The sequence below is a fragment of the Allorhizobium sp. DMC15 genome, from assembly GCF_056314065.1.
Window position 1 is genome coordinate 424468 of sequence record NZ_JBQUZB010000003.1, and the last position, 16050, is coordinate 440517.

The following is a 16050-nucleotide window of genomic DNA, read 5'->3' on the forward strand; positions in this document are numbered from 1 at the left end:
GAGCAGACACCCTCCTGCCACCACGTTGGCCATAACCCGTGGCCCCTGTTGCGTTTTTGTTCTGATTATCCCACCCCCGCCCCTTCCCTTTGCCGCCGCCCTTCTCCATATTCCGGCCATGGCCAAGTCTCCCAAATCCTCCGCCCCCTCGAATGCATTCGAGGAAGCCCCGCAAGCTCCGTTCGAAGGCGCGCCGCTCTCCGGCTCGGTTTCGGATTGGGTGAAGCAATTGGAGGCGGAAGCCGAGGCCTCGACGGTCGAGACCCAGCGCGAACTCGCCTCCAAGGCCGGCAAGCATCGCAAGAAGATCGAGGTGGAAGCGCGCAAGCATGCCGAAAAGGTAGCGCTGGAAAAGGCGCAGAAATCCACCACAGCGAAGCACACCACCGCTTCGAAAACCTCCCGCGGCGTCTCCATCGGCGCCTCCTCCGACCCGAAGACACGCGCCGCCGCCGGCCTCAATCCGATCGCCGGCATGGATGTCTCGCTGGAAGAAGCAGAATCGCTCGCCACCGGCGCCGTCACGGCCACCGTCGACGCGCTCTCCAAGCTCATCGAAAGCGGCAATCCGCTGTTCAAGAATGGCGAGATCTGGGTGCCGCACCGCCCTGCCCGCCCGCAAAAGTCCGAAGGCGGCATCTCGATCCGCATGGCCTCGGATTACAAGCCCGCCGGCGACCAGCCGACCGCCATCAAGGACCTCGTCGAGGGCCTGAATTCGGGCGAGCGCTCCCAGGTCCTGCTCGGCGTCACCGGCTCGGGGAAAACCTTCACCATGGCCAAGGTGATCGAGGAAACCCAGCGTCCCGCCGTCATCCTCGCGCCGAACAAGACGCTCGCCGCGCAGCTCTATTCCGAGTTCAAGAACTTCTTCCCCGACAACGCGGTCGAATATTTCGTCTCCTATTACGACTACTACCAGCCGGAAGCCTATGTGCCGCGCTCGGATACCTTCATCGAGAAGGAATCCTCGATCAACGAACAGATCGACCGCATGCGCCACGCCGCCACCCGCGCCATTCTCGAGCGCGACGATTGCATCATCGTCGCCTCCGTCTCCTGCATCTATGGTATCGGCTCGGTCGAGACCTACACCGCCATGACCTTCCAGATGCAGGTCGGCGACCGCATCGACCAGCGCCAGCTGCTCGCCGACCTCGTTGCTCAGCAATACAAGCGCCAGGAGATCAACTTCGTCCGCGGCTCCTTCCGGGTGCGCGGCGACACGATCGAAATCTTCCCCGCCCACCTGGAGGATGCCGCCTGGCGCATCACGCTGTTCGGCGACGAGATCGAGAGCATCACCGAATTCGATCCGCTCACCGGCAAGAAGACCGGCGAGATGAAGTCGGTGAAGATCTACGCCAACAGCCACTACGTCACGCCACGCCCGACGCTGAACGGCGCCATCAAGGCGATCAAGGACGAGCTCAGGCACCGCCTCGCCGAGCTCGAGAGCGCCGGCCGCCTGCTCGAAGCCCAGCGGCTGGAACAGCGGACGAAATACGATATCGAAATGCTCGAAGCCACCGGCTCCTGCGCCGGCATCGAGAACTATTCCCGCTACTTGACCGGCCGCAAGCCCGGCGAGCCGCCGCCGACGCTGTTCGAATACATCCCCGACAACGCCCTGATCTTCATCGACGAAAGCCACGTCACCATCCCGCAGATCGGCGGCATGTATCGCGGCGACTTCCGCCGCAAGGCAACGCTCGCCGAATACGGCTTCCGCCTGCCCTCCTGTATGGACAACCGCCCGCTGCGCTTCGAGGAATGGGACGCCATGCGCCCGCAAACGGTCGCCGTCTCCGCCACCCCCGGCAACTGGGAGATGGAAGCGGCCGGCGGCGTCTTTGCCGAACAGGTCATCCGCCCCACAGGCCTCATCGACCCGCCGGTCGAGATCCGCTCGGCCAAGACCCAGGTCGACGACGTGCTCGGCGAGATCCGCGAAACCGCGCAGAAGGGCTACCGCACCCTCGTCACCGTGCTCACCAAGCGCATGGCCGAGGACCTCACCGAATACCTGCATGAACAGGGCGTGCGCGTCCGCTACATGCATTCCGACATCGACACGCTGGAGCGCATCGAGATCATCCGCGATCTCCGCCTCGGCGCCTTCGACGTGCTCGTCGGCATCAACCTCTTGCGCGAGGGCCTCGACATCCCCGAATGCGGCTTCGTCGCCATCCTCGATGCCGACAAGGAAGGTTTCCTCCGCTCGGAAACCTCGCTCATACAGACCATCGGCCGCGCCGCGCGAAATGTCGACGGCAAGGTCATCCTCTATGCCGACCAGATCACCGGCTCCATGCAGCGCGCCATGGACGAAACCGCCCGCCGCCGCGAAAAGCAGATGGCCTACAACATCGAACACGGCATCACGCCGGAATCGGTCAAGGCGAAGATCTCCGACATCCTGGACTCGGTCTACGAACGCGACCACGTCCGCGCCGACATCTCGGGCGTCTCCGGCAAGGGTTTCGCCGATGGCGGCCACCTCGTCGGCAACAATCTCCAGGCCCATCTCAACGCGCTCGAAAAACAGATGCGCGACGCCGCCGCCGACCTCGACTTCGAAACCGCCGCGCGCCTGCGCGACGAAATCAAACGCCTCAAAGCCGCCGAACTCGCCGCCATGGACGACCCGATCGCCAAGCAAGAGGCGAAGGCAGTGGAAGGAGGCAAGGGCCGCAGCAGCGGAGAAAAGACCCCCTCTGGCCCTGCGGGCCATCTCCCCCACAAGGGGGGAGACCACGGCGCCGCAACCGCGACCGACTCCCTCCCCCCTGTGGGGAGGGTTGGGGAGGGGTCTGGCGACGCACCCCGCATATCCCCCTCCGGCCGCAACAAATCCGGCACACCCGAGGGCAAGGGCAGCTATTTCTCAAAACCCCATATCGACGACATGGGCCCCGGCACCGACACCGCCGTCCCCCTGCCGAAATCCGGCGCGGAAGGTTCCTATTTCCGCAAGAACACCCTCGACGAAATGACCGTCGGCCGCACCGAAAAACCGGTGACCGGCAAGATCCCGGAAAAGCCGAAGCCCGAGCCGAGCCGCAGCCCGCTCTCCCCCCCTGTGGGGGAGATGTCGCCGCAGGCGACAGAGGGGGGCACCCCAAGCTCAAGGGGGTCCGACGACCCCCGCCCCATCATCCGCGCCCGTTCCGGCGCCGGCTCCTACGAGGACCCGATGGATCAGAAGCGCAAGGGCCGCACCAAGGGGAAAACGGGGCGACCGGGGCGTTAGATTCTCAAGAGACAACGAATTATTAATTGACGGGTGTTGCACTCAAGTCTGAGTTCGCTTTAGAAAATAGCCAGAAACTCGAGAATGGCGCAAAAATGCAAAATACCATTTTGCCACCTACTTCACTCGCTCAGGTCGTATCCATACTCGGCGAAATAAGCGATAGTCAGTTCACCTTGCTCAAAGAAGCGGTGCAGGGCCGAAGGTCATTTGACCTAAATGATCAGCAGCGTGAAACATTGAGCGGTTCCCTCGAAATTGGGGAAGATGCAATTGGATATTTAGTCAGCGCACTCGCATTTCTTTATAACCAGTTGGAAGAAAGTAAATTCGAGTCTCAATCGAATTTCGACGCTAAGATTGATTCGATAATGAGCGAACTGGCGCTCGACCGAAGAGACGGCATAGATAAAGCCCTAATGAATACTAGGCTTCGACAGATACTGGAATATTTACCGGCACACGAAACCTATAAAAAAATATCGAGGCTGGAATCTGGCTTCATAGCTAGCGCTATTTCGTTTAACTCGTTTGTAGATTTGCGTCCGAGTTTCAACAAAGACAGAACTGATATAGATGCATTAATTCCAATCATCCAGCTAAATATAATAACTGATTCGACTAGAGACGATGAGAAGAACATTGTGATCCAGTTAAGCGTTGAAAAATTCAAGGAACTCATCGGGCTAATCGGAGACGTAAACAAAAAAATTGATCTTGTGCGCAGCGGTAGACTTTTCATACCTGTACTAGACTCTTCCGGAGAGGCCGAATGAGGGCGGAACATTTGATGCCTCCGAGCTTAGAAGCGCAAAGCATCGGTGCGGACCACGATAAGATAGAAGATAAGCTAAACAGAGATTGGAATGCTTGGCGCCGACTGGGAGTTGCGCACTCACCTGCATACAATCCCAAGGCTGAAAACCTTAGGGATCGGCAGAATCATCATGAACGGGCGCTTGCGGGCTGGAAAACAATATCCAGCGAACCGCGGACAGAGCTCAAATGGACGATTAATCTCGGAAGGTTAGTCGCGACACAACTCAGAGATGTTGAATATATTTCGCCCATACCAGTTGCTATTAATCGTACCATTGAAGCAAGTCGGGTACGCACAATTAAGCCGAGTGATTTACACATATCTGAGGAAACCGAGTCGCACGTTACGGGACAATTGCGACTATGGCAGTCGGAGTCATTTGTTCCATCCAGTTCTCTTATTCAGTTTTGGAAAGACGGAATCTCATTCTACAGGGAAGACGACCTGGACAAGTTCCGGGCAAAAAATCTTTTCTTCGAAAACTCGACGATTAAAAAGGAGTTTTCGACCCAACTAAACGCGTTTTTAATTAGCGAATTTCAGCACATGCGCGGGAGGGAAACGGTATCTTTCTGCCTAATCAATGCCAATGGCGACTTTATATCTTCGATTGAGAGGGATATCGTTGATTTATTTCCTATTAGACCAAAAGATCTAGGATCCTTCTTGACGATACTCTGCAGTGAAATTTTTGCTTTCTTCAAAACTGGCGCAGTTATGAGTGGCGAATGGGGCGAAGTCCGCGCCGTTCGAGACACTGTCGAAGTAAAGTTAAAAGCTGAACCCAAACATTATATACGCACATCTAAAAACGAAGTATTCGATATGGATATCTGATGGATATTTATACGCTGCTACAGGTGTCCGATCTACATCTTTGCATTTCGCCGGCGCGCCGAAATTTCCATTCACTGTTGTCACGCCAGCCTTCGCGATACATTGATACTGCAAAAAGCTTGTTCAGAAACGGTATTGCATCTCTAATGCATCCGGCAAGTTTTCACCCCGAGATGCTAGACGGCCTATCGCGGCACCTGTATTACAACAAAGAAAAATATGACCTTGTGGTGATTTCGGGCGATTTATCAACAAGCGGAACTGCCGTTGATTATAACGTTTGTCATGAATATTTAATCACAGCGCCCAGAGAAAAATGGAGAAATAAACGCAAGCCGGTTTTCTGCGTAGACAAATCGAAAACTATTTTGTGCCCAGGAAACCACGACAACTATTCAGATAATAATGCTAATCCTAACGGGATGCATTTTATGCTAAAATTTTCGGATTTTATGCCTAAATTCGATCTGCGCAGGGTTGGGCAGCGGTTTATTCGCGGGGAAAATAGCACGTTAGGCGTGTTTTACGCAGATTTCGGCTTTCGCAATAAATCTGATGCGTCCAATAGAGCACACCTTTGGGGCGGCGGAAAGGTATACTCAGATACGCTAGCCGAACTTGTCAGGCGAACGCTGACTTTCTTAAACATGCAAGTAGATGAGCGCAAGTCTGTTGCGCTATGGATAGTCCATTTCGCACCTTACGATGACGACGTAAAATCGTATCTCCAGCTCTCTGATTGGCAAGAACTTCTAAAGGCCGCCCGAACTGCAAGAGTAAAGAATATTTTGTGTGGCCATACCCATGAGGCCACCAAGATAACGAAAAAGGGCATAGAGATTTTCTGTGCGGGAGCGGCAACGTCAGTTGATTGCGAGAATGTCATTCATGAAATAACTTTTGATGCACAAGGAGAGACTATCAGCAGAAGCGACCTACGTTGGTCCAGCAAAGACGGTTTATTTGTTTGAGATAAACTGGACGCAAGGTCCCAAAATCCCTCAACTCCCGGAGTCGGAGGGGGACGCCCCGCAGCGATTTCCCAACAAAATCAAACCCCGACATGCTTTTTCATCCCCGCCCATTTTTCCTCCCGTAGACTCAACGCTGTCCCGCCCTCGGATACACCTGACGATGCGATGTCAGGCGAGGCGGGGCCGGCGCCGGGGTGGCGTGCTCTCGCAGGCACAAATCCTCGGCCCGCTGCAACGGTCTCCCTCCGGACGTGGGGCTGGATACGAAGGTGACGGGGTCGGATGCCCCTGATCTGGATACCCCGATCGGAAGGACGTGCCTCAGAGGCACACAGACAAGGCGCCCGTGCCGTCGCGAAGATCCCAGGCGGCGGGGCGAACAGAACGGCGGGGATGAGGGCCGAGGTCGGAAATGACCAGGGCCGCATCCCCCGGGCGAGGGTCCCGGTCGGCATGGTGCACCATCCGACGGGAACCTCCCGGGCCACCGGCCAGGCTCTGGCAGACACTTCTTCGGAAGGACTCTGCCAAAGCCGGACCCGCGCCCGGTCAATCCTCGGTCCTCGGGTCACGCCCGAGGATGACAGAGGACCGTCGCCGCCTTGCCAGAGAGACGCATGCAGCGGGAATAGACGCCGAACGAGGCGCCGGAAGGAGCCACATACATTACTTAGACAGGTTGCTTCTGGCGCCTCGTCCGAGACAAGCATGACCCGACCCGGAGGGAGATGATCCCGGCCGGCGGCGAAGCTTGGGGTTTTTGAAAGTTTGGCGTCCCCTCTCCCCCTTGTGGGAGAGGTTGCAAAATCGAAGGCTTAGGTGAGCGCAAGCCACCTAAACTTCAGATTTTGCTGGTGAGGGGATCCGTGCTGCGGGCAGGAGATAACAGTCCCCTACCGAGGGGGAGATGGGAACCATGCCACCATCACCGATCCCCTCACCAACAAAATCTGAGGTTTAGCCCTGATCGGGCTAAGCCCTCGATTTTGTATCCTCTCCCACAAGGGGAGAGGCACTCACCCACCCCTTCTTTATTTCCCTATTTCGCCAATTCCCGAAACACCGAAAGGATCACCACATGCCAAACCGACAAGCCCAAAACGCCCCCGTCCCCGAACCGCTCACGCTGCGCCTGCTGCGCGCCAGCCTCGACAAAGGCGGAACCCCGCTCCACTGCCCGCGGCGCCAATGTCGGCGCAGCCGCCACTGCAGCGGCGCGGCCCGTCGCCCGGCTGAGCCACTGACCGCAGAGGAATGGCTGCCGCCCTGCTTCGTCGAGGCCGATCCCGCGGCGCGCCGGCTGTCGCTGGATATGGCAGGCCGCACGCTCCCGCCCCTTGAGGATATCCGTGAGCCGCGCGCCTGGCCCGACGACGTGCAGATGGCCACGCACCTTCGCGTGCAGCTGGCGATCATGCAACGCATCCACGCCCGCCCCGGCCCGCATCCGGACCACGAGCGCGCCGCCCTCGCCGCCTGGCTGGCCACAGACCCCGACCCCGAAGCCACCGCCCACTGCCGCCGCCTCTGGCGCCACACAAAGCCCGGTAAGCGGCCGGCCGCCAAAGCGGGGGCTGCTGTCCAGCCCGTGACGCAGACTGCATCCAGCCAGGCGCCCCAGGGTGGCCACGCATGAGGCCGCAAACCCACCTCCCCCTTGATGGGGGAAATCGCCGCAAAGCGGCGGGTGGGGGTGACGCGAGGCTGGGCGACAGCGGAGATCCGGACAAGTGGTCACCCCACCCCGGACCTCCGGTCCGCCCCTCCCCCTCAAGGGGAGGATGGCGCCCCGCCGACAATCCCCTCATGCTGAGGTGGGCACCGCAGCTCCCCACGAAGCACGAAGCCTCCACTCTCCCCGCCGGTGGCGGAGATGTCGGCGCAGCCGACAGAGGGGGGTATGCTGCGGCGAAGGGCAGCCGCAAACAGGACCGCCGGGTTAAGCCCTCCCCCTTGTGGGGAGGGTTTGGGAGGGGAAAAGCCGCCCTACTCCGCCGCCTTCGGCAACTCCTCGGCCTCCACCTCGACAGGCAGCGGCTCCATCTCGTAGGAATAGCCCTCGAGCATGGAATAGGCCCGCTCGATCGCGGCGATCTGCACCTCCGAGGCCTTGATGGCGTCGGTGATCGATTGCGCCCGCGCCCGCAGCATCGAGCCGAGCACGTCGGTGTCCGGCCGGCGGCCGAGCCGGTCGAGATGCTTGCGCACGCGGGCCCGGTGGCGCTCCAGCTCGAGAATGTGGAAGCGGCATTTGAGAATGTCGTCGGTGAGCTTGCGGCGCAGCCCCGCGACCGGATCGAACGAACCCGGCTCGCGCTCGTCGAGGATCATGTCGTTGATCAGCGTTTCCAGCACCATCAACCCCTTGAGGTCGGCGGGCTCGGCGAGCTGCGGATCATAGCCGGTGTCGTCGAACACCCGGCGGCGCACGGGATCCTTGAGCAGCTCGTAGCAGGCGGAGATCTTGGCAAAGGCCTCGGCATCACCGCCGGCATCCGGATGGGCGGTCTTGGCCACCTTGCGATAGGCGGCCTTGATGGCGGCCTCGTCGGCATCGCGGGCCACGCCCAGGAGCTCGTAAGGATCGATCACTGCGGCACCCGTCTTCGCCATACTCATTCACTCCCGCGCCCAGCCACCACTCCCCTAAACCCGCAGCAGGGCGGCATCAAGACGCAACCGCGCGTCGTCCCCGGTCACGATCAGGCGAGCCGGCGGCGCGGGACGGGCCGCCGCGGGTGGCACTGGCAACGATACCACCCATTAATTCTCAAGGATTTCAGCTCGTTGTCGGATTTTTGCGGCCCGGACTGTGACTTTTCATACTTGCCAAGGTTCGGAAATGCCCCTACCTCTTTGGCTGTTCGGGCACCAATGATCCCGGAGACTGGACTGACTTGTATCGACCGCGGCTTGCGGTCCTGGGGGCCTTCTCCCGCCGGTAGACGTTCTTTCCCCGTTATCGCGATCCCTCGACGGTTCCGTTTCGGCGGAACTTTACCTTGCCGCTTCCGGTCCGCCGGCGGTGGCGCAGACGACAACACGGGAACAAGGACTATCCCCATGGCCACCAAGGGCACCGTAAAATTCTTCAACCAGGACAAAGGCTTCGGCTTCATCACCCCGGACGGCGGCGCAAAGGACGTATTCGTCCACATCTCCGCACTCCAGGCTTCGGGTCTGCAGACCCTGAAGGACGGCCAGCAGGTCACCTTCGACACCGAGCCGGACCGCATGGGCAAGGGCCCGAAGGCCGTCAACATCCAGGCTGCCTGATCCAAAGATTTCGAATGGCGTCCCCCCGGGGCGCCATTTTTGCTTCGACGGCAATTCTGACAGGATGGGAAATCGATGTTCCGTCCGGACCGGCGCAAAGCCAAATATCTGCCGGAATGCTGCGCTAGACCTTATTCCGCAGCCGCAGACGTGCTCGAAGCGCCCTGTGTCTTCGGACCGCCGGCAATATCGACCGCCGCAAAGGCCTCGGCGATCAGCTCCGGCGAAACACCCGGCTTCGTCGCCTCCGACGATAGGATCTGCCGGTAACGCCGGGCTCCGGCATAACCCTGGAACAGCCCGACCATATGCCGCGTGACATGGTTGAGCCGCCCGCCCGATGCGATCACCCGCTCAGTATAACCGATCATCGCATCGCGCACCGCATCCCAGTCGACCGGAACCGCCGGCTCGCCATAGATGCGGGCATCGACCTCGGTGAGCAGCGTCGCATTGTGATAGCTCGCCCGCCCGAGCATCACGCCATCCATGACGGCCAGATGCGAAACCGCCTGATCGAGATCAGAGATCCCGCCATTGATACCGATGAAAACATCGGGATTCTCCCGCTTCATCCGGTAGACCAACTCGTAATCCAGCGGCGGAATCTCCCGGTTTTCCTTCGGCGACAGCCCCTTCAGCCAGGCCTTGCGGGCATGGATCCAGACCGCATCCGCCCGCGCCGCGATCATCCGGGCGAGAAAATCCGGAAGCACATCAGCCGGCTCCTGATCGTCCACCCCGATCCGGCACTTGACGGTCACCGGCACCGTCGCCACCTGTTTCATGGCGGCCACACAAGCCTCGACCACCTCGGGCGTCTGCATCAGGCAAGCCCCGAAGGTCCCCGACTGCACCCGGTCCGAGGGGCAGCCGACATTGAGGTTGATCTCGTCATAGCCGTAATCGGCCGCGATCTTCACCGCCTCGACGAGCTTTGCCGGATCAGACCCGCCCAGCTGCAGCGCCACCGGATGTTCGGCCTCGGTGAACGACAAGAGCTTTTCCCGCGGCCCATGAATGATCGCATCGGCCACCACCATCTCGGTATAGAGCAATGCGCGGGCTGACAGCTGCCGATGGAAGAACCGACAATGCCGATCCGTCCAGTCGATCATCGGTGCGACGGCAAAAACGGGAGCATTGAAATAATTGACATTTTGTTGTTTTACAGTCACTTACGGCACTTTCTTCATTGTCTTATTCACGTCTGTTCAGCGCCATTGGCGCCGATTTTGGTACTAGACTTGGTACAATGTACCAATTATCGTTTTTCATGTACCAACTGAGGCACGGTTATGGGCACAATCACCGCACGCAAGCGCAAGGACGGCAGCATCGGCTACATGGCTCGAGTGCGGGTTGTGCGGGATGGCGAAAGCTATCACGAGACCGAGACCTTTGACAGACGTCCTGCCGCCGCAGCCTGGATTTCAAAACGCGAACGGGAACTCTCCAAGCCAGGGGCAGTCGCGAAATCTAGAAATGATGATCCGACGACATTGGCCAAGGTCATCGATCGCTACGTCGAGGAAAGCGTCAAAGGGGTTGGTCGCACCAAAGCGCAGGTGTTGAAAGCCATCAAGGAATACGACATCGCCAATATCCCCTGCTCTTCGATCAAATCGAAAGACATCGTTGAATTCCTGCAGTCACTCACGGCGAAGCCACAAACCGTCGGAAACTACGCCAGCCATCTCGGTGCAATCTTCGCGATCGCGCGGCCGATGTGGGGCTATCGGCTCGACGAGCAGGAGATGAAGGACGCTGTCAAGGTTGCCCGCCGAATGGGTATCATATCTAAGTCAGCGCAACGCGATCGGCGGCCAACTTTGGATGAGCTTGATCGTCTGATTGGCCATTTCACTGAGCGGAGGAAGAAAGCCCCCCAAGGCAATGCCAATGCACACAGTCCTCGCTTTCGCGCTATTTTTGACCCGTCGCCAAGAGGAAATTGCGCGGATCAGATGGAAAGACTTCCAGAGGGAGCACGAGCGCGACCTTGTGCGCGATATGAAGCACCCCGGAGAAAAGATCGGCAATCACACCTGGATAGACCTGCTCGATCAGGCGATCCAGATCATCGGCAGCATGCCGAAGAGCAAGGCAGAGATATTCCCCTACTCCACCGATGTCATCTCCGGGAATTTTACGCGAGACTGCAAGCTCTTGGGCATCAGGATCTCCGCTTCCATGACCTGCGCCACGAGGGCATTTCACGGCGGTTTGAGATGGGGCGGAATATACCCCGTGTGGCTGCAGTCAGCGGGCACCGTTCATGGATCAGCCTCAAGCGATATACGCACATTCGCGAGACGGGCGATAAATATGCGGGCTGGCACAGCCTTCAGTTGGTCATCGACACGAAATAGTTAGCCAACTGCCTACTGTGTCACTGGTGCAAGCGCAGAACCGCTTAGTGTGGAGAAGGAATTGGTTGCGGGGGCCTGATGGCGCAGAAGCTTGTAAGCTCTGAAGCAAACAATCCGCGTAACATCTAGCCAACGTCTCGATTCCCGAGAACACTGAAGAAGCAGGACAGAGACGCCACTTCCAGAGCTCGACGAATGTTACGCCAAAAATCTTGTCAAACGGCAATTCAACGCGCACCACTGACGGTCTGGTGGCCGACCATCTGCCAGCGACCGTCCCGGACGCGCCAGACCGTCATGAAGTTGCTATCGACCTCAACGGTCCTTTCGGAAAGACGAACGCTGCCTTTCATCGTGCCGAGTGCCATCGCAACTCCCGCAGCCAGATCGATGACCTTCTCCACATCGAGGACAAGGCGTTCATAGACGGTTGCGCCCTCCACGATCTTCGTCAGGTAGCTTTCCCGGCTGTCAACGCCGCCCGTTGAATGGCCGTAATGGAGGCTTTCATCCAGCAGATCGCGCAAGGCATCGACATCTCCGGCCAGCATAGCCCTTTGTCGAGCCACCTCCTTATCGATAATGCATTCTGCCGCACTCATCTGCGCCACATGACTCATGGCTTCTTCCTCCACCAACTTCAAATTTCGCATGCGACGATGACGTCTCCAATTGTGTGGGATCGATTCTCGATACGTTTCGAATGGGTTCCATATTGCCGCGCCGCGTAGACGAGCGGTGGTTCATAACGCGAATGGGCATACGTCACCCGTCCAAACAGGAGGGCGAAGTCCATTTGACCGAGCAGCCCGGACCCTTCGACCAATGCGATCGATACCAATGGTGGATCGAGCGAAAGAGACGCAACGGTCGCACTGTGCGCCTTGCCGTCTCTCAGTGCCTATACAATCGTCACCGGCATCGGAGCGCCGGCCATGAGACGCTTGAAACTTCCGGTTCCAAAACGCCCACGGTTTCCTCCAATGTCTAAAGCGCCACCGAGGGATAGTCCCGACCGAGCCAATGAGAGAGTTTCCGACCGAATTCGAGTTGAAATGCCAACGGTCCGGAACGGGCTGTGTATTCCTCTTCAAAGACGGCAATGAACAAAGTCAGGTTGAGGAAGAAATGCGCCCCCATCTCAAAGAGAGCAACATAGTCATGGTTGATCAGGGCCTCGCGCTCTTCCGGCGTAAAGCTGTTGACGGTCGAGATCTCGGCCGACGTCATCATCGGCCCAATGGACTGCTCCCAGGTTTCCACAACGGCGCGCGGGTTTGTCCTGTAGCGCTCAAGAAGGTCCGGATCGCGGTCGATCTGGTAAAGAAACTTGTTCACCCAATATTTGCTCATCAGACGGTCTCCTCAACCCTGGCCGTTGTCACCAATACCGGCTTCTCGCCGTCCGGATACCATGTGAAATAGGCTTCCATCGTGTGGTAGAGATCGAGCGTGTCGGCATAGTCGGCCTTCACCGGCCCGGCCACGCCCATCATCAGGATCATATTGAGGAAGCCCTGTGTGGCATTGCCCGATTGCACCATGGTTTCGAGGGTCACGTTTTTGAAGATCGCCTCGATATCGCCATTGGCGAGCCACTCAACGGCCTTGCGATCAAATTCCGGATCGGGGCCGGAAGGACCGAATTGACGCGGGCCGCCAAGCTCCAGCGAGAGATGGCCCGTGCCGATGGCAGCCACGCGCTTGTCCGAGGGCCATGCCTCAATGACTTTTCGGATGGCACGGCCGAGGTTCCAGAACCGCTTCACCGACGCGAGTGGCGGAACGAAGATGTTGGTGTAAATCGGCACGACCGGCAGGTCGGCGTCTGGCCGCACCGTGATGATCGGGCAGATGATTGAATGATCGATCTTAAGCTCGTGACTGACGGAGAAGTCGAAACCCTCCTCCATGAGCCCCTCATGCAGGAAGCGGGAGAACTCCTCATCCCCTTCCAACACGTATTTTGGAATGCCAAACTCCCGCTCCTCGTTGTAAAAAGTCGCGTCGTAGCGCGGGGCCTTGCCGATGAGAAAGGTTGGATAATTGTCGAGAAAGAACTGATGGAAATGGTCGGAACCGACCATGACTAGAATATCCGGCTTCGCCGCCGTCAGCGTCTCGCGATAAGCTTCGACCTTGCGCTTCCATTCCGAAGCCTGAGGAATCTGTTCTTCTTTCGGCGCTGTCGTCGCCCTTAGGTAAAACGGATGATGGGTCGACGCCAGTGTAGCCACCAGTTTTGCCATATTTTCTCCTCCCTGCCCGGCCCTCCGCCGGAGAAATGCGAAATTGAATTCTATTCGGCCTGGTACGCAAGCTTTTGCGAACCGATGGCCTCCACGTCCTGAGCCGGCGGCCACGCGCCTGGCCTCGTGCGGAGCGCGCTGCGGATGGTTTCGCCGTCCTCATCGAGACGGGGCGCCGCCTTGACCTCATTCTGGCATTCCCCGTCGAAGCGATGCGGAGGGCGCACGGAGAACTCCGCGCCCTCGCGACGTCCCGTCACCGGCACGATCATGCCGAGATGCTTGGCCTGCGGGTCTTCCACGACGTCGGGGATGGTGTTGACTGGTGCGAGGGGTACATCGAAGCCGGCGAAGCGCTCCAGCCACTCCGCCCGGTCGCGACTACGAAAAACGATTGCGAGTTCGCCACGCAGTTCCTCATAATTGTCAATGCGCTTGGTCCGAATGTCGAACCGAGGGTCGCTGGCGAGATGGCTGCACCCGGCCGCTTCCACCAGCGCGTCCCAGAATTTATCGAGCGACGACAGGTGGAAGGCAACAAGCTTGCCATCGCGGCAAGGCACCATGAAGGCCTGAGCCAGACGCGGCCGATCGCTAGAAACGGGAACCTCGCCGAGAGCAAAATAGCCCATGAACGGCTCGACGGCGAAATGCATCATGGCTTCCAGCATGGAGATTTCCACAAGCCGACCCTTACCGGCACGCGCCTTTTCCACCAGTGCTGCGGCAATCCCGAGCGCGGCATAGAGGCCGGTGATCGCATCGGCCAGCGCTGGCCCCATAAATCGTGGGTCCTGCGGGTCGATGATGACACTCAGAAAGCCCGACACCGCCTGGGCAACAGAATCATAGACCGGTCGGTGCGAATACGGTCCGTCTGGTCCGAAACCGCTGATCGAGCAATAGACCAGGCCAGGATTGATCTCTTTGAGCGTATCGTAATCTGCACCGATGCGCGACGCCACGCCCGGCCGGAAGTTCTGGATATAGACGTCTGCACTGCGGATCAGGCCGTGGAAGACCTCGCGGTCTTCATCGCATTTCAAGTCCAAACCGATGGCCCGCTTGTTGCGGTTATAGGCCTGGAAGTGGGCGCTGTAATAGCCGCTCTTGAAGCTGCGATAGGGATCGCCATTACCCGCGCTTTCGACCTTGATGACGTCCGCGCCGAGATCGGCCAGCATCATGCCGCAGCAGGGACCGGTGATGAAGGTACCTTGCTCGACAATGCGAACATCGTTCAGGATTTTCAGCATTCGGCCCTCCTCAATTCTCGTTGGCGACGAAGCCGTCCGGAGCCGGCCCGTCATATTCGATAGCAGCCGCCGCGGCATGCGACATGATGAACCCGATCGGACGGGTCTGTTCCTCAAGCAGATGCCCGATAAGACCTGCCGTTCGCGCCAGCAGGGGAACGCCCTTGAGAGCCAACAGCGGATAGCCAGCATCGAGGAGGATGCAGGGAATAACGCTCGACACGTTCATCATCAGCGCCTTGCCGACAACGGCGGGAAGAACAGCCTCGACGGCCTTGGCAATCTGACAATAAGTGCTGGAAACCTCAGTCTCCTCGGCAAGCGCCAGAAGCCGCTCGGCACGAGGGTCGCGCCCCTTGTGCAGGGGATGACCATAACCGGGAATGGCGCGCCGCTCTGCCCGGTAGGCGCGGACAACGAATTCCGCAGCATCGGCCAGAGAAACGGACTTCTCCTTACTTTCCACGACGATCTCGTGGAAAAAACGGCCGGCGGCCTCGGAAGCGCCGAGAATGACCGAGCCGCAACCCAAAAGGCCCGCGGCGACCGCGCCCTGCATAGCCTCCGGCGATGCCGCAAGCGTCATCCGCGCGGCCTGCACCGACGGAACGAGACCATGCTCGGCGATGGCGACCAGGGTCGCATCAAGAATACGCCGCTGCTTCGCATCGGGAAGAGAACCGGCAACCAGCAGCCATGTATATTCCGTGAACGAAATTGAGCCTATCAGACCGTCCACCAGATCGTGCCCGCGCACGATGATCGTGTCCGGGTTTGATGTGCATATCGATTGATAGGGCGCCGATTGCTTGCCGATCTTCATGCTGCATCCTCAAGACAGATGAGGCCGCATCGCGGATCGCGCGCCAGATGGGGATCGGTGTCTCCCACCCTCCTCCATGCGCTTCGCCACACCAAAAACTGGCGCGATCCGCGTTGCATCCTTCACTTCATTTATTCGCTTAGCGAATTTATATTCGCATATTGAATTGCCACGCCTTGAGATGTCAAGT

The 16050-nt window shown here is 58.8% G+C and carries 13 protein-coding genes and 1 pseudogene; 6 read left to right on the plus strand and 8 right to left on the minus strand.

What is annotated here, in order from left to right; translation table 11 throughout:
- Nucleotides 1-118: 118 nt before the first annotated feature.
- From uvrB to ACT53S_RS16395, 4 genes are read left to right on the plus strand one after another with little or no spacing between them, the layout of a single operon-like run.
- Nucleotides 119-3253 carry an excinuclease ABC subunit UvrB gene (uvrB, locus tag ACT53S_RS16380; RefSeq protein WP_476067766.1) on the plus strand — a complete coding sequence of 1045 codons (3135 nt, stop codon included), beginning with the start codon at nt 119-121 and terminating at the stop codon, nt 3251-3253.
- A 26-nt stretch (nt 3254-3279) separates the two neighbouring features.
- Nucleotides 3280-4029 carry a hypothetical protein gene (locus ACT53S_RS16385; RefSeq protein ID WP_476067767.1) on the plus strand — a complete coding sequence of 250 codons (750 nt, stop codon included), beginning with the start codon at nt 3280-3282 and terminating at the stop codon, nt 4027-4029.
- The gene (locus ACT53S_RS16390) at nt 4026-4910 is read left to right on the plus strand and encodes a hypothetical protein (RefSeq protein ID WP_476067768.1); all 885 of its coding nucleotides are present in this window, start codon (nt 4026-4028) and stop codon (nt 4908-4910) included. Before ACT53S_RS16385 ends, ACT53S_RS16390 begins: the two co-directional genes overlap by 4 nt.
- Nucleotides 4910-5881, plus strand: a complete 972-nt coding sequence (locus ACT53S_RS16395; RefSeq protein WP_476067769.1) for a metallophosphoesterase family protein — start codon at nt 4910-4912, stop codon at nt 5879-5881. Before ACT53S_RS16390 ends, ACT53S_RS16395 begins: the two co-directional genes overlap by 1 nt.
- Before the next feature lie 1042 nt (nt 5882-6923).
- On the opposite strand, the gene ACT53S_RS16400 is transcribed toward ACT53S_RS16395, so the two are convergent.
- Nucleotides 6924-7313 carry a hypothetical protein gene (locus ACT53S_RS16400; protein ID WP_476067770.1) on the minus strand — a complete coding sequence of 130 codons (390 nt, stop codon included), beginning with the start codon at nt 7311-7313 and terminating at the stop codon, nt 6924-6926.
- A gap of 557 nt (nt 7314-7870) precedes the next feature.
- A complete protein-coding gene (locus tag ACT53S_RS16405) occupies nt 7871-8497 on the minus strand; it encodes a J domain-containing protein (protein ID WP_476067771.1) in 627 nt (208 codons plus the stop codon).
- A gap of 450 nt (nt 8498-8947) precedes the next feature.
- On the opposite strand from ACT53S_RS16405, the gene ACT53S_RS16410 reads away from it, so the two are divergent.
- Nucleotides 8948-9160, plus strand: coding sequence for a cold-shock protein (locus tag ACT53S_RS16410; protein WP_476067772.1), 213 nt, complete (start codon nt 8948-8950; stop codon nt 9158-9160).
- Between the two features lie 131 nt (nt 9161-9291).
- Here the strand turns inward: ACT53S_RS16410 and dusA are convergent, their stop codons facing one another.
- Nucleotides 9292-10338 carry a tRNA dihydrouridine(20/20a) synthase DusA gene (dusA, locus tag ACT53S_RS16415; protein ID WP_476067773.1) on the minus strand — a complete coding sequence of 349 codons (1047 nt, stop codon included), beginning with the start codon at nt 10336-10338 and terminating at the stop codon, nt 9292-9294.
- A gap of 120 nt (nt 10339-10458) precedes the next feature.
- On the opposite strand from dusA, the pseudogene ACT53S_RS16420 reads away from it, so the two are divergent.
- Nucleotides 10459-11532: pseudogene (locus ACT53S_RS16420) on the plus strand (tyrosine-type recombinase/integrase).
- Between the two features lie 227 nt (nt 11533-11759).
- On the opposite strand, the gene ACT53S_RS16425 reads toward ACT53S_RS16420, so the two are convergent.
- From ACT53S_RS16425 to ACT53S_RS16445, 5 genes are all read right to left on the minus strand, one after another.
- Nucleotides 11760-12152 (minus strand): nuclear transport factor 2 family protein, encoded by a 393-nt coding sequence (locus ACT53S_RS16425; protein WP_160143172.1) that lies wholly within the window; start codon nt 12150-12152, stop codon nt 11760-11762.
- A 367-nt stretch (nt 12153-12519) separates the two neighbouring features.
- Nucleotides 12520-12885 (minus strand): hypothetical protein, encoded by a 366-nt coding sequence (locus ACT53S_RS16430; protein WP_142068824.1) that lies wholly within the window; start codon nt 12883-12885, stop codon nt 12520-12522.
- Nucleotides 12885-13781: a DODA-type extradiol aromatic ring-opening family dioxygenase gene (locus tag ACT53S_RS16435; protein WP_142068822.1), complete on the minus strand. Its 897-nt coding sequence runs from the start codon at nt 13779-13781 to the stop codon at nt 12885-12887. Before ACT53S_RS16435 ends, ACT53S_RS16430 begins: the two co-directional genes overlap by 1 nt.
- A 50-nt stretch (nt 13782-13831) precedes the next feature.
- Nucleotides 13832-15037 carry a CaiB/BaiF CoA transferase family protein gene (locus ACT53S_RS16440; RefSeq protein ID WP_142068820.1) on the minus strand — a complete coding sequence of 402 codons (1206 nt, stop codon included), beginning with the start codon at nt 15035-15037 and terminating at the stop codon, nt 13832-13834.
- 10 nt (nt 15038-15047) lie between these two features.
- Nucleotides 15048-15860 (minus strand): citryl-CoA lyase, encoded by an 813-nt coding sequence (locus ACT53S_RS16445; protein ID WP_476067774.1) that lies wholly within the window; start codon nt 15858-15860, stop codon nt 15048-15050.
- Between the last annotated feature and the right edge of the window lie 190 nt (nt 15861-16050).